We start from the raw sequence: 13,979 nt of genomic DNA, 5'->3' as shown, positions 1-13,979 counted from the left end.
TGGGGAAACGGCGTGCGCTTATTGTCTACCCAAGCGTGCCGGCGTGCGCGGGATCGCGCGCGCCGGCACGCTTGCCGGTCAGGCCGCGGCCTTGCGCGTCGCGTCGATCAGCGGCACGCCGGTCAGCTTCTGCAGTTCGTCGAACGACAGGTCGGTGAAGATCTCGCTCACCGCGAGGCCGTCGGCCGTCACGTCGAGCACCGCGAGATCGGTGTAGATGCGGCTCACGCATTGCACGCCGGTGACCGGATACGAGCACTGCGCGACGATCTTGCTCTCGCCCTGCTTCGTCAGGTGCTCCATCATCACGAACACCTGCTTCGCGCCGATCGCGAGGTCCATCGCGCCGCCGACGGCCGGAATCGCATCCGGCGCGCCCGTATGCCAGTTCGCGAGGTCGCCGTTCGCCGACACCTGGAATGCGCCGAGCACGCAGTAGTCGAGGTGGCCGCCGCGCATCATCGCGAACGAATCCGAGTGGTGGAAATACGCGCCGCCGGTGAGCAGCGTCACGTGCTGCTTGCCGGCGTTGATCAGCTCGTCGTCTTCCTCGCCGGGCGCGGGCGCCGGGCCCATGCCGAGCAGGCCGTTCTCGCTGTGCAGGAAGATCTCCTTGCTCGGGTCGAGGTGGTTCGCCACCAGCGTCGGCACGCCGATGCCGAGGTTCACGTACGCGCCTTCGGGGATGTCCTGGGCGACGCGCTTGGCCATTTCATCGCGGGTCAGTCGTTTCATGTCGGGTCTCCTCGGTCAGGCAGCTTGCGATGCAGCATGTTCGGCAGCCAGCTCGGCCGCGTGCGCGGCCTGCGGCACTTCGACGACGCGCTGCACGAAAATGCCCGGCGTCACGATGTGTTCCGGGTTCAGCCCGCCGAGCGGCACGACTTCCGACACCTGCACGATCGCGACCTTCGCGGCGCTCGCCATGATCGGCCCGAAGTTGCGCGCGGTCTTGCGATAGACGAGGTTGCCCCAGCGATCGCCCTTGTACGCCTTGACCAGCGCGAAATCGGCGTGGATCGGCGTCTCGAACACGTACGACTTGCCGTCGATCACACGCGTTTCCTTGCCTTCCGCGAGCTTCGTGCCGAAGCCGGTCGGCGTGAAGAAGCCGCCGATGCCGGCGCCCGCCGCGCGAATCCGCTCCGCGAGGTTGCCCTGCGGCACGAGCTCCAGCTCGATCTCGCCCGCGCGATACAGCGCGTCGAACACCTGCGAGTCGCTCTGGCGCGGGAACGAACAGATGATCTTGCGCACCCGCTTCGCCTTGAGCAGCGCCGCGAGGCCGGTCTCGCCGTTGCCCGCGTTGTTGTTGACGATCGTCAGGCCGCGCGCGCCCTGCTCGATCAGCGCGTCGATCAGCTCGGACGGCATGCCTGCCGTGCCGAACCCGCCGATCATGATGGTCGCGCCGTCGTGGACGTCCGCGACCGCCGATTGAAGCGATTCGAAAATCTTGTTGACCATGTCTCTTCCTGATACGAACCCGCGGCTCGATGCGCGGCCTGTCGAGGGGACACGCGCGTGTCGCGTGCCGCGTCGAAGGCCGTCGTCGACCTTCGGCATTTGTTCGATAGTCGAACCGAGATTCGATTAGCGAACGATTGGCCGATCATAGAGTCGCGCACAGCGCGTTGTCAAGGCGGGATCCCTCGGGGGGCGTCTGGTCGTCGAACGGCAGGCCGACGTAGTTTTCGGCGAGCGACTGCGCGGCGGCCCGCGAGCGCGTCACGTACTTCAGCTCGGCAAACTTCAGGCGATTGACGAACGGCGAGTCCTCCGGTGACGCATGCAGCATGTTCGTCATGAAGTACGAGAAATGTTCGGCGCGCCACACGCGTTCGAGACAGGTCGCCGAGTAGCGCTCGAGCGGCGTCGCGTCGCCGTTGCGGTAGCGGGCGCCGAGCGCGCGGGACAGCGCGCGGACGTCGGCCACCGCGAGGTTCATCCCCTTCGCGCCGGTCGGCGGCACGATGTGCGCGGCGTCGCCGGCGAGGAACAGGCGGCCGTGCTGCATCGTCTCCGACACGAAGCTGCGCATCGGCGTCACGCTCTTCTGCGTGATCCGGCCCTCGGTCGGCGTCCAGCCGGTGTCGTTCGAGAAGCGCGTGTGCAGTTCGTCCCAGATCCGCGCGTCGGACCATTCGGCGAGGTCTTCGTCGGGCTTGCACTGCAGGTAGAGGCGCGTGACCGTCGGCGAGCGCATCGAGAACAGTGCGAAACCGTTGTCGTGATGCGCGTAGACGAGTTCGTCGAGCGACGGTGCCGCGTCGGCGAGGATGCCGAGCCACGCGAACGGATAGACGCGCTCGAACGTGTTCAGCCGCTCGGCCGGAATCGTCTGGCGCGCGATGCCGTGAAAGCCGTCGCAGCCGGCGATGTAGTCGCAGTCGATGCGGTCTTCGCGGCCGTCGGCATGCTTGAACGTGACGAATGGGCGCTCGCTCTCGACATCGTGCAGCGCAACGTCGCTCACTTCGAAATGCATCGCGTGGCCGTGCTCGACGCCGGCCGCGATCAGGTCGCGCACCACTTCGTGCTGGCTGTAGACGGTGATCGCGCGCCCGCCGGTGAGCGCGCTCAGGTCGATGCGATGGCGCTGGCCCGAGAACAGCAGCTCGATGCCGTGGTGTTCGAGCCCTTCGCGGCGCATCCGGTCGCCGAGGCCGGCTTCGTTGAGCGTGTCGACCGTGCCCTGCTCCAGCACGCCGGCGCGGATGCGGTTCTCGCAATATTCGCGCGAACGCGCCTCGACGAGGATGGAATCCACGCCTTGCAGGCGCAGCAGATGGGAAAGCAAAAGGCCGGACGGACCGGCGCCGATGATGGCGACCTGGGTGCGCATTGTTCGTCTCCTGAACATTGGTTCGAGTAATGGAACCCATTTGAGCGCTTTCCCGACTATGCAGCAACGCGATTCAGGAGATATGTTGTATACGCTTTGAAGATACTGGCTCCCGTGATGGACACGCTCGATCTGAACCTGATTCCGTACCTCGTCGCGCTGGACGACACGCGCAACGTCAGCCGCGCTGGCGACCTGCTCGGCGTGAGCCAGCCGCGCGTGAGCACCGCGCTCGGCCGCCTGCGCGAGTATTTCGGCGATCCGCTGTTCGTGCGCACGTCGCGCGGGATGGAGCCGACGCCACGCGCGCTCGCGCTGCTGCCGGCCGCGCGCGATGCGCTCGCGCAGATCGAGCGCGGCCTCGTCGCGCCGCACGACTTCGATCCGGCGGCGAGCACGCATACGTTCTCGATCGCGCTGTCGGACGTCGGCGAGATCGTGTTCCTGCCGAAGCTGCTGCAGGCGTTCGCGACGCGCGCGCCGCACGCGAACCTGCGCTCGGTCTCGCTCGCACACGACGAAGTCGGCCGCGGCCTCGAAGCCGGCTCGATCGATCTCGCGGTCGGCTATTTCCCCGATCTCGACGGCAACAACTTCTTCCAGCAGCGTCTGTTTACACACCGGTTCGTCTGCCTGATGCGGCGCGGCCATCCGCTCGAACAGGCGCGCCCGTTCACGGCCGAGCAGTTCCTCGCATGCGGGCATGCGGTGGTGCGCGCCGAAGGGCGCAGCCAGGAGGTGCTCGAGAAATACCTCGCGAAGCAGCGCATGCAGCGCCGCGCGGTGCTCGAGACGCCGCACTTCATGAGCCTGCCGTTCATCCTGAGCCGCACCGACCTGATCGCGACGGTGCCGCACGCGATCGGCTATGCGTATGCGGCGGAGCACGCGTTCATCGTGCCGGTCGAGCCGCCGGTGCCGCTGCCGCGCTTCGACCTGAAGCAGCACTGGCATCGCAAGTTCCACAACGATCCGCGCACCGCGTGGCTGCGCGGCGTCGTCGCGTCGCTGTTCAACGACGAGCAGGACGAGTGGCCGAAGTGACGCGGGGTGTGCGGCAGGCCGCACGCACGACCCGCGAAAGCATGAAACAATGACCGGATATCCGCGCCGCCGCAGGCGGCCGCATTCGATGGAGCGACTAGATGGGTAAAAAGAACGCGCGGCCCGAGCCGGCCGCATCCCGGCCGAGCCGCGAAGAAGCGGAGGATGCCGTTCGCGTGCTGCTGCGCTGGGCCGGCGACGATCCCGCCCGCGAAGGGCTGCTCGACACGCCGGCGCGCGTCGTGCGCGCATACGAAGAGTTCTTCGCCGGCTATGCGCTGGAACCGCGCGACATCCTCGCGCGCACGTTCAGCGAAGTCGACGGCTACGACGAGATGATCGTGCTGAAGGACATCCGCTTCGAGAGCTACTGCGAGCACCACATGGTGCCGATCATCGGCCGCGCGCACGTCGCGTATCTGCCGAACCATCGCGTCGTCGGCATCTCGAAGCTCGCGCGTCTCGTCGACGCGTTTGCGAAGCGCCTGCAGATCCAGGAAAAGATGACCGTGCAGATCGCCGACACGCTGTTCGACGTGCTGCAGCCGAAGGGCGTCGGCGTGATCCTCGAAGCCGCGCACCAGTGCATCTCGACGCGCGGCATTCACAAGCCGGGCGTCGAAATGGTCACGTCGCGCATGCTCGGCACGTTCCGCACCGATCCGTCGACGCGGCGCGAATTCCTGTCGATCGTCGCCAATCCTTCTTCAGTCAACCTGACGAATACGTAATGCAGTCCACGAAGCAAGCGGCACACGCGCCGGTCGTGCTCGTGACCGGCGCCGCGCGCCGGGCCGGGCGCGCGTTCGCCGAGTATTTCGCCGCGCACGGCTATCGCACCGCGGTCCATTACGACCGCTCCGCCGATGCCGCGCAGGCGGCCGCCCGCACGATCGCCGAACGCGGGCATGATTCGGTCGCGTTGCAGGCCGACCTGTCGGATGCCGTGCAGATCACCGCACTGATCGACCAGGTCTATGCGCGCTTCGGCCGCCTCGACGTGCTGGTCAACAACGCGTCGGTGTTCTGGCAGGACCATTTCCCGAGCTTCGACCTTGCGGCATTCGACCAGGCCTGGGCCGTCAACTGCCGCGCGCCGATCCTGCTCACGCGCGCGTTCTACGAACGGGCCCGCGCGGCCGGCACGCAGGGCGTCGTCGTCAACGTGGTCGACCAGAAGATCAAGGAAAACTTCCACCGCGACCATTTCAGCTACACGGTCGCGAAGGCCGCGCTCGGCAACCTCACGCAGATGCTCGCGCTGTCGTCGTCGCCGGTGCTGCGCGTGAATGCGGTGTTCCCGGGGCTGATGCTGCCGAGCGACGACCAGACGCAGGCCGACTTCGAACACGCGAGCCGCGCGTCGACGCCGCTCGCGCGCATCGCCGGCCCCGACGACGTCGCGAGCGCGATCCTGCTGCTGACGGGCAGCGCGTACAACGGCGTGGATTTCGTCGTCGATGCGGGGCAGAACCTGATCCGCGTCGACCAGGACGTGCTCTACAAGCATCGCTCGCCGGCCGGCAAGCACTGACGAAGCGGGGGTGCGGCGGCAGCCGTGCACCCTCTTGGCACACCGGTATGCGGGTGTCGGCGCGCGCCTTCGCCTTCGCTGCGCCTGCGCCTGCGCCGCGCGAACGACAGTTTCGCCGTTCGCGCGCCGCGTTACGGCTTCTCGCCGCTGCCGCCTTCGCGGACCTTGCCCTGCGCGACGCTCGTGCCGGGCGGCACGCTGTGCGTAAGCCACACGTTGCCGCCGATCACCGAGCCGCGCCCGATCGTCACGCGGCCGAGAATGGTCGCGCCCGCATAGATCACCACGTCGTCCTCGACGATCGGATGCCGCGCGTTGCCCTTCACCAGCGTGCCGTCCCCATCGGCCGGGAAGCTCTTCGCGCCGAGCGTGACGGCCTGGTACACGCGCACGCGCTCGCCGATGATCGCGGTTTCGCCGATCACGACACCGGTGCCGTGATCGATGAAGAAGCTCGGGCCGATCTGCGCGCCCGGGTGAATGTCGATGCCGGTGGCCGAGTGCGCGATTTCATTGATGAAGCGGGCGAGCAGCGGCACACCGAGTTGGTGCAGCGCATGCGCGAGCCGATGGTGCATCATCGCGAACACGCCGGGATAGCACAGCAGGATCTCGGTGATGTGCTGCGCGGCCGGATCGCCCGCGTAGGCAGCCTGGATGTCGCTGACCAGCAGCGCGCGAACCGCCGGCAACTGCCGGCCGAACTCGCGCGCGATCTCGAACGCGCGTTCGTCGAGTTCCGCGAATGGCGTGTCCGCATGCTCAGGCAGGAACGGCAGCGCGCGGCGGATCTGTTCGGACAGGATCCGCAGCGTGCTTTCTAGCGTGTGGCCGACGTAGTAGTCGACGCTTTCGTCGGTCAGATCCGGCGCGCCGTAGTGCGTCGGGAACATCGACGCACGCAGGCCGGTGACGATCTTGCAGATCGCGTCGCGCGACGGCAGCTCGCGGATGCCGCGCGGATGACGCGTGCGGTGAAGTTCCTCGCGCGATTCGCGCAAGCCGGCAACGATTTCTTCGAGGCCCCACTGACGGGCGGGTGATGTCGACATATGCCAATGCAGGCAGCCGCGCGCGATCGCACGGCCGCTAATAAAGTGACGGGTTCCGCAAGATTACCGCGTTTTCGCCGGGCGGCGGCACGCCGGGGGATCGGCCGGACGGCCGCCGCTGCCGCCGCGCGACGGCGTCAGATCGTGACGCTGCTCGCGTCGATCCAGCGCACGGCCCAGTCGCGCGCATGCGCGATCGCGTCGCCTTCGTCGTTGAACTGGAGCTCGCTCGGGAAAAAACGGTTCGCGACGAGTTCCCCGTCACTCGATCGGGAGATCACGACGTAGGGCTTGAACGATCCGTCAGTGGCGCGCGCGGGCGCGCAATTCAACAGATAACCGCGGTGCGTGAAGGCAGTAGTCGCTTGCATGAATCCGCCACCTCTAGTCCCTTTGCTTGTTGTTCGCTACCCGTCTCTAAGGGTGCTGCGGCGCCCGGTGCGGGCAGAGTCGGCGCGTACTGCATCCCCTGTCGCCGCTTCGCAGGAAAAGAATCATACTCTGTAGAAAACGGGTGTTCTAGCTGAAATAAATCATGACAAATCAGTGCGCGCCACGCGACTGCGGCGATCGCCCGCGCACCATTTTCCCGTCTTGCCCGGAACGGGATTTGCTTCGATCCGGAGCGCTACGCCGCCAGGAGAGCCGTGATGGAAACGTCAGCTCAAGCGCACGCCGCGCATCCGCGCAGCATCGAACTCGACAACGACGACACGCACGACAGCACCGTCGACACCGACGGCAAGAATCGCGAGGCGGCGCGTCTCGCGAGCGGCAGCCCCTTCCCGCCCGACCAGATCACGGGCAGCAACGCGTCGCTCGTCAACGCGATGCCCGAGGCTGGTGACGGCTTCGCCGGCTTCGACAGCCGGCCGGGCGGCAATCATCCGGCGTTCGCGCTGCGGGCCGGCTACATGGTGATCGAGAAGGGGTTCGACGCGCCGTCGCACGCGGGCGACACGCCGTACGGCCCGGTTCACCGGATGTACGGCAGCGCGCACTGGCCCGGCCACGGACGCCGGCCGGAACGGGTGATCGAAATCACCGCGGTGCCGCGGTAACGCACGCAGCGTTTGAATCGATCGTTCGATCGGCGGGTTGAAGAGCGCCGACGGCCGATGGCGGCGGACCGGCGTGCGCGTTCGCGCGCCGGCCGGTCGCTCGGTGCGCAGGCGGTGCGATCTTCCGAATCGGCGCCGGAATCGATATCGGCGCCCGGTTCGGGTTCGGCACGCGGGATTTCACGACGCCGATGCATCGGCATTGATCGAAGTCACGTCATCGCGATACGGATGCGCTTCAATGCCCATTCGCGACCGCCGGCACGTCGCTGCAAAGTCCCCGCCGTTGGTTTACCCTGCCTCGCAGCGACGCACGGCCGGCCCGGCCGTTCGGCCGACTTCCGTTCAATCCGCCACTCGGAGACACTATGTACAAGCGCATTCTGGTTGCCATCGACGGCAGCGACACCGCACGCCACGCGTTCGACGCCGCCCTCGCGCTCGCAAAGGAGCACGGTGCCGAACTGCAGCCGTTCTACGTCGTCGAAAACGCCGCGATCTACTACAACGTGCCGGGCTACGACCCGTCCGTGCTGCGCGATCAGCTCATCGCGCAAGGCAATGCGCTCGCGGCGGATTTCACGAAGCTGATGCAGGCGGCCGGCGTGAAGGGCGAGACGCTGACGAGCGAGGCGTCGTCGCTCAACGACGTGTCGACGCTGATCCTCGACGGTGCGAGAGCATTCGGCGCCGACCTCCTCGTGCTCGGCACGCACGGCCGCCGCGGGTTCCGTCGCCTCGTGCTCGGCAGCATCGCCGAACAGTGCGTGCGGCATGCGACGCTGCCCGTGCTGCTGATCCCGGCCGCCGCGCATACGGACGATCAGGAAGGCTGAGCGGTGTCGGCATCGGCATCGGCGTGCGCGGCGCGGCGCGCACGCGCAGCGGCGTGCCTGCACGCAGGCCGCTGCAATGCCCGCGGCATGTGCGCGCGGTCGCGACGTTTTGTCGCCCGACAGCGGCAACTTGCGGTGGGACAATGATTCCGTCGATTCAATGCCGGAGTAAACGATCATGTTGACGCCCGTCGCCACACGCCCCGCCGTACCGTCCCATGCAGGCACCTGGGCGCCCCGCCAGGCCCCGCACTGCTCGTCGTGCGCAATGCGGCACCTGTGCATGCCGCAGGGCCTCGCACCCGACGCGCTCAGCCGCCTCGAATCGGTCATCTGCGCGGCACGCCCGGTCAAGCGCGGCGAAGCGCTGTTCCGCGAAGGCGACACCTTCGACAACCTGTACGCCGTGCGCTCGGGTTCGCTGAAAACCGTCGCCACGCGCCACGACGGCCGCGAGCAGGTCACCGGCCTGCACCTCGCGGGCGAGGCGCTCGGCCTCGACGGCATCTGCGACGACACGCACCCGCGCACCGCGGTCGCGCTGGAAGACAGCTCGGTCTGCGTGATTCCGTACAGCGCGCTCAAGTCGCTGTGCTCGGAAGCCGGCACGATGCAGCTGCGGATGCACAAGCTGATGAGCGAACAGATCGTGCGCGAAACGTCGCAGACCATGCTGCTCGGTTCGCTGAACGCCGAAGAGCGCGTCGCCGCATTCCTGCTCGACGTGTCGGCGCGTTACCTGAAGCGCGGTTACTCGCCGTCGGAATTCAACCTGCGGATGACGCGCGAAGACATCGGCAGCTACCTCGGCATGACGCTCGAAACGGTCAGCCGCACACTGTCGAAGTTCCAGAAGCGCGGCCTGATCGAAATGCACGGCCGCCTCGTGCAGATCGTCGACTTCGACGGCCTGCACCACGTCTGACCCCGCGCGGCGCGTGACCTGCGCGCCGACGCCGGCCGCCATTCGCCGCGCCCGCCTCGATCAGTCGAGAAACAGCGCGGCGCGCGCCTTCAGTGCCGCGCTGAAGTCGTCGAGCCAGCCGATCGACAGGCGCCAGCTCTGCCAGTACAGATCGATATCGACGGTCCGCCCGCGCGACATGTCGACCAGTTCGCCCGCCGCCAGTTGGCGATCGACCATCCGGTCCGGGCACATCCCCCATCCCAGCCCCGTTTCGCAAGCGCGCAGGTAGCCCGCGACGTGCGGGATCCAGTGTTGCGGCGGATCGAGATCCGCGCGCGTCACGCGCCGGACGAAGCGCGCCTGCAAGCCGTCCTTCGAATTGAACATCACGCACGGCGCGCGGCGCAGCGCATCGCGCGTGATGCCCGCACCAAAATAGCGCGCGTAAAACGCCGGCGAACACACCGCGCGATAGCGGATACGCCCGAGCCGCGTCGACCGGCATCCCTGGATCGGCTCGGCCTGCGCGGTCACCGCGCCCTGCACGCTGCCATCGCGAATTCGCGCGGCCGTATGGTCCTGGTCGTCGATCACGAGGTCGAGCAAGGTCTCGCGCTCGGTGCAGAACGGCCCGACCGCATCGATGAACCAGGTCGCGACGCTGTCGTCGTTGACGGCGACACGCAACGTCGGCCATGCGCTCGCGATCTGGCCCGGCAAGGCGGGCATCCGGCCGCCCAGTTCGGCCTCGAGCAATTGCACGCGCTCGGTATGCCGGCACAGCAGCGCACCCGACGTCGTCGCGACGCACGGCTGCCCGCGCTTGACGAGCACGCTGCCGACACGCTCCTCCAGCAGTTTCACGCGCTGCGATACCGCCGACGGCGTGACGTTCAGCTCCTTGGCCGCCCGCTCGAACGAACCGTGCCGGATCACCGCCGCGAGGGCATCGAGCAATGCGTAGTCGAGCATTAGATTTCCTTAATCTGCATTAGGTGAATTAGCTTCTCTTATGTCTCAGCTCACCGCAGACTAGCGCCAACCGATTCACCCGTCTACTGCGTCACCGCTCCCCATCATGAACTGGATCGCTTTTTCCCACGGCGCCGCTCTGTGCGGGTCGCTCATCGTCACCATCGGCGCGCAGAACGCATTCGTGCTCCGGCAAGGCATCATGCGCTCGCATGTCGGCAAGATCGTGCTGCTGTGCGCGCTGTCCGACATGATCCTGATCGGCGCGGGCGTCGGCGGCGCGTCGGTCCTCGTCGAACGCTATCCGACCTTCGTCCACATGGTGCTGTACGTCGGCCTCGCGTATCTCGCATGGTTCGGCTTCAACGCGCTGCGTCGCGCGTTCAAGCCGGGACACGCAACGCTCGACGTGCGCGGCGACGCCGTCGCGCCGCCGCCGCAGAGCGCGGTCGCGATCGTGCTGATGACGCTCGCGTTCACGTGGCTCAACCCGCACGTGTATCTCGATACGTTCCTGCTGATCGGCACGGCCGGTGCGCGAGAGCCGGAAGGCACGCGGCTGGCGTTCGCGATCGGCGCGATGTCGGTCAGCGTCGTGTGGTTCCTCGGGCTCGGATACGGTGCGCGACTGCTCGCGCCGTGGTTCCGCAAGGCCGTCGCGTGGCGCGTGCTGGACGGCGCGATCGGCAGCATGGTGCTGTTCCTGGCGGCCGTGCAGTTGCGATAACGGCCTCGGTGAATGATCGATCGCGGGCGGCAACTTGCCGCCCGCTTTTCGTTCCGCTGCGGCGAAGCGGCCAGCTCCGCCCGTCTCTCCCGTTGCCGCGCCCGGCCGCAACAAAATTCGGTTCCCGATCGAACGCGGCGGCACGAATGACCCACGCAGCAGACGATGCGTCCGCCGTCCGCTGCAATTCCTCCGTCTTCACGGCCGCGCGCCCGCTGCACGAATCCGGTCGATCGGCGAGAATGTTCCAGCGTCCCGCGACAACGGCGAACGTGCTTCACCCGACCGCCGTCCCGTCGCATTCATCGCGGCCAATCCCGTCGCTCCAACCCGTCACCCTTCAGATTCCGGAGAGCAACATGGCACTACGCACCCTCGGCACCTCGGACATCCAGGTTTCCCCGCTCGCCTTCGGCGGCAACGTCTTCGGCTGGACCGTCGACGAAAACGCATCGTTTGCGCTGCTCGACGCGCTCGCCGACACCGGCATCAACTTCATCGACACGGCCGACGTCTATTCGGCCTGGGTGCCCGGCAACCGCGGCGGCGAATCGGAGACGATCATCGGCAAGTGGCTGAAGCGTTCCGGCAAGCGCGACCAGGTCGTGATCGCGACCAAGGTCGGCCTGCTAGACGCGCGTGCGGGCCTCACGAAAGACAACATCCTGAAGGCCGCCGACGATTCGCTGCGCCGCCTGCAGACCGACTACATCGACCTGTACTTTTCGCACCGCGATCTGGCCGACACGGCCCCGCTCGAAGAAACGCTCGCCGCATACCAGACGCTGATCGACGCGGGCAAGGTGCGCATCATCGGCGCGTCGAACTACAGCGGCGCGCGCCTGCGCGAAGCCGCCGACATCAGCAAGCGCGACGGCCTGCCCGCGTACCAGGTGATCCAGCCGGAATACAACCTGATCAACCGCGCCGACTACGAGCGCGATCTCGAACCGGTCGTGCGCGACCTGCAGCTCGGCGTCGTCAACTACTACGCGCTCGCGAGCGGCTTCCTGTCGGGCAAGTACCGCAGCGAGGCCGACCTGAAGAAGAGCGTGCGCGGCGATCGCGTCGCCCGCTATCTCGATGCGCGCGGCCTGCGCATTCTCGCGGCGCTCGACGATGTGTCGGCGAAGCACGGCACGCAGCCGGCCGCGATCGCGCTCGCATGGCAGATCGCGCGGCCGACGATCACCGCGCCGATCGCGAGCGCGACGTCGCTCGAACAGCTCGCGCTGCTCGGCGAGGCGATTCGCGTGCGGCTCGACGATGAGGACATTCGGAAGATCGACGCGGCCAGCGCGGTCTGACGTCGCGTACAAGCAGATGACGGCTTGAATCGCGGCGTTTCGCGCTTCAAGCCGCCGGTGCGAGGCGCGGGTGACGCGAACAGGGACGTCGGCATCGCTCACGCCGCGCGCGCGGGAAGAGCGCCGCGAATCACTCGACCGGCGCGCGGTTTCGGCAATGCGATCCGACAACACGCGCTTCTGTTCCAACTCAACGAAAAAAGTCCACGACACACCGCTGCCCCAGGTCTTCGGCGGCACGCAAACATGCATACCGCCATCGCTTGGCCAGCGCGCGAGATGCGAGCTCGACGAATCACGCGACCACCGCGCAGCTTCAACGAGACGATCCGGCGGCACGCGACTTTTATTCCGTATAACGAAGCAGCTGCGCGTCTCACCGTTCGAACCGAACCGAACCGAACAACATACCCCGCACACGCCCGCACGTTTTGCCTTTCCCGGCCATATTCGTTGACTCACACGGACATCCGGCCGCAACGCGCCGCCGCAAGCGCATCCCGGGCCCGCCCCGGGTCTTTCACCGATTGACCGCGCCCGCCGGCGTATCCGAGACTGCGCCGCTCGGGCGGTCATTGGGAGGACGTCATGCCGGACATCAGCACGGGAATCGTGTCGATCTCGACGCGCGCCGTACGCGGCGACGAACGCGTCGACTTCTGGGTCGACCATGTCGCCCGCTCGCTCGTGCGCATCGAATGCAGCGGCAAATCGTCCGAAGGCATCGACGCGTCGCTGCGCAAGCGCGACCTGGGGCTGCTGGGGGTGTGCGACATCGTCGCGAACCGGCATGCGGTCGTGCGCACGCCGCACAACATCCACGCGGACCCGCGCGACGCCGTGTTCGTGTGCCTGATGCACGAAGGGCAGGGCTATACGTTCCAGGACGTCGAGTGCATCCAGCATGCGCCCGGCGACATCGTGCTGTACGACACGTCGATGCCGTACGGTCACGGCTTTCCCGCGAATATGGCGATGACCGTGCTCGACGTGCCGCGCGACGTGTTCGAAGCGCACGTGGGCCCGTGGCGCCATCGCAGCGTCGTCAAGATCGACCGCGACGACGGCGTCACGTCGTGGGCCGCGCGGCAGCTCTACGCACTGCTCGCCGAACCGCACGAATCGATGCCCACCGCGCGCGAACGGCGCGCCGCCGCGATGCTCGACCTGATGCAGTCGATGCTGCGGCTGCGCGAAGGCGACGCGTCGCCGACCAAGTCGACCGTCCACACGCTGTCGCGCGCGAAGGCATTCATCGACAGCCATCTCGCCGACGACGATCTCGATACCCGGTCGGTCAGCCGCGCGATCAACCTGTCGCCGCGCCAACTCGCGCGCATCTTCGAAATCGAAGGGATGCCGCTCACGCGCTACATCCTCGCGCGGCGTCTCGAACGCTGCCGCGCCGACCTGCGCGACCGATCGCTGAAACACCTGACGGTCAGCGAAATCGCGTTCCGCTGGGGCTTCAACAACAGCGCGCACTTCAGCCGCAGCTATCGCGCGCGCTTCGGCGAGACGCCGAGCGACACGCGCGCGCCGGGCAACCCGCGCTAGCCACTCGTCGCCGGGTTCTCCCGCTGCGCAATCCACGGCCAATGGTCAGCGCAACGAGATCGCTGCATGAGCCGCCGCGGCGCGCCGCCGTGTCCGCGCGAAGCAAGCCCGGCGTCCGCCCCGGTCAAACGGGGACA

Annotated in this window: 15 protein-coding genes; 9 read left to right on the top strand and 6 right to left on the bottom strand. The window is 67.3% G+C overall.

Going from position 1 to position 13,979, the window contains the following annotated elements:
* Nucleotides 1-78: 78 nt before the first annotated feature.
* From DIE04_RS26995 to pobA, 3 genes are all read right to left on the bottom strand, one after another.
* Nucleotides 79-735 (bottom strand): CoA transferase subunit B, encoded by a 657-nt coding sequence (locus DIE04_RS26995; RefSeq protein ID WP_012365076.1) that lies wholly within the window; start codon nucleotides 733-735, stop codon nucleotides 79-81.
* Nucleotides 736-750: 15 nt separating this feature from the next.
* Nucleotides 751-1,467, bottom strand: coding sequence for a 3-oxoacid CoA-transferase subunit A (locus DIE04_RS26990; RefSeq protein ID WP_124489018.1), 717 nt, complete (start codon nucleotides 1,465-1,467; stop codon nucleotides 751-753).
* Between the two features lie 145 nt (nucleotides 1,468-1,612).
* Nucleotides 1,613-2,845: a 4-hydroxybenzoate 3-monooxygenase gene (gene pobA, locus DIE04_RS26985; RefSeq protein WP_044846459.1), complete on the bottom strand. Its 1,233-nt coding sequence runs from the start codon at nucleotides 2,843-2,845 to the stop codon at nucleotides 1,613-1,615.
* A gap of 117 nt (nucleotides 2,846-2,962) precedes the next feature.
* Between pobA and DIE04_RS26980 the strand changes: the two genes are divergently transcribed.
* The 3 genes from DIE04_RS26980 (at nucleotide 2,963) to DIE04_RS26970 (ending at nucleotide 5,423) form a co-directional block, all read left to right on the top strand.
* On the top strand, nucleotides 2,963-3,889 hold the full coding sequence (locus tag DIE04_RS26980; RefSeq protein WP_044846460.1) for a LysR family transcriptional regulator: 927 nt from the start codon (nucleotides 2,963-2,965) through the stop codon (nucleotides 3,887-3,889).
* Nucleotides 3,890-3,990: 101 nt separating this feature from the next.
* A complete protein-coding gene (gene folE / locus DIE04_RS26975) occupies nucleotides 3,991-4,620 on the top strand; it encodes a GTP cyclohydrolase I FolE (protein WP_044846461.1) in 630 nt (209 codons plus the stop codon).
* Entirely contained in the window at nucleotides 4,620-5,423 is an 804-nt protein-coding gene (locus tag DIE04_RS26970) for an SDR family oxidoreductase (RefSeq protein WP_124524120.1), read from the top strand. Before folE ends, DIE04_RS26970 begins: the two co-directional genes overlap by 1 nt.
* A 131-nt stretch (nucleotides 5,424-5,554) precedes the next feature.
* Here DIE04_RS26970 and epsC read toward each other — a convergent pair whose 3' ends face one another.
* Together epsC and DIE04_RS26960 are read right to left on the bottom strand one after the other, a co-directional pair.
* Nucleotides 5,555-6,475, bottom strand: coding sequence for a serine O-acetyltransferase EpsC (epsC, locus tag DIE04_RS26965; RefSeq protein WP_124524118.1), 921 nt, complete (start codon nucleotides 6,473-6,475; stop codon nucleotides 5,555-5,557).
* Nucleotides 6,476-6,612: 137 nt separating this feature from the next.
* Nucleotides 6,613-6,846, bottom strand: coding sequence for a hypothetical protein (locus tag DIE04_RS26960; RefSeq protein WP_044846464.1), 234 nt, complete (start codon nucleotides 6,844-6,846; stop codon nucleotides 6,613-6,615).
* 279 nt (nucleotides 6,847-7,125) lie between these two features.
* Between DIE04_RS26960 and DIE04_RS26955 the strand changes: the two genes are divergently transcribed.
* The 3 genes from DIE04_RS26955 to fnr all read left to right on the top strand — a co-directional run bounded on the left by DIE04_RS26955 (nucleotide 7,126) and on the right by fnr (nucleotide 9,297).
* On the top strand, nucleotides 7,126-7,536 hold the full coding sequence (locus DIE04_RS26955; protein WP_124524116.1) for a DUF3005 domain-containing protein: 411 nt from the start codon (nucleotides 7,126-7,128) through the stop codon (nucleotides 7,534-7,536).
* Nucleotides 7,537-7,904: 368 nt separating this feature from the next.
* Nucleotides 7,905-8,372, top strand: a complete 468-nt coding sequence (locus DIE04_RS26950; RefSeq protein WP_124524114.1) for a universal stress protein — start codon at nucleotides 7,905-7,907, stop codon at nucleotides 8,370-8,372.
* A 178-nt stretch (nucleotides 8,373-8,550) separates the two neighbouring features.
* Nucleotides 8,551-9,297, top strand: coding sequence for a fumarate/nitrate reduction transcriptional regulator Fnr (gene fnr / locus DIE04_RS26945; RefSeq protein WP_044846467.1), 747 nt, complete (start codon nucleotides 8,551-8,553; stop codon nucleotides 9,295-9,297).
* A 60-nt stretch (nucleotides 9,298-9,357) separates the two neighbouring features.
* Here fnr and DIE04_RS26940 read toward each other — a convergent pair whose 3' ends face one another.
* Nucleotides 9,358-10,251 carry a LysR family transcriptional regulator ArgP gene (locus DIE04_RS26940; protein ID WP_124524112.1) on the bottom strand — a complete coding sequence of 298 codons (894 nt, stop codon included), beginning with the start codon at nucleotides 10,249-10,251 and terminating at the stop codon, nucleotides 9,358-9,360.
* A gap of 106 nt (nucleotides 10,252-10,357) precedes the next feature.
* Here DIE04_RS26940 and DIE04_RS26935 point away from each other — a divergent pair, with 106 nt between their 5' ends.
* The 3 genes from DIE04_RS26935 to DIE04_RS26925 all read left to right on the top strand — a co-directional run bounded on the left by DIE04_RS26935 (nucleotide 10,358) and on the right by DIE04_RS26925 (nucleotide 13,842).
* Nucleotides 10,358-10,978: a LysE/ArgO family amino acid transporter gene (locus tag DIE04_RS26935; protein WP_124489010.1), complete on the top strand. Its 621-nt coding sequence runs from the start codon at nucleotides 10,358-10,360 to the stop codon at nucleotides 10,976-10,978.
* Nucleotides 10,979-11,337: 359 nt separating this feature from the next.
* Nucleotides 11,338-12,285, top strand: a complete 948-nt coding sequence (locus tag DIE04_RS26930) for an aldo/keto reductase (protein ID WP_124489009.1) — start codon at nucleotides 11,338-11,340, stop codon at nucleotides 12,283-12,285.
* Between the two features lie 588 nt (nucleotides 12,286-12,873).
* Entirely contained in the window at nucleotides 12,874-13,842 is a 969-nt protein-coding gene (locus DIE04_RS26925) for a helix-turn-helix domain-containing protein (protein ID WP_124524110.1), read from the top strand.
* Nucleotides 13,843-13,979 lie beyond the last annotated feature (137 nt).

This window comes from Burkholderia sp. Bp8994 (assembly GCF_003853805.1).
In the GTDB taxonomy this organism is placed as follows: Bacteria; Pseudomonadota; Gammaproteobacteria; order Burkholderiales; family Burkholderiaceae; genus Burkholderia.
This window is presented reverse-complemented; position numbering and strand designations above follow the sequence as displayed.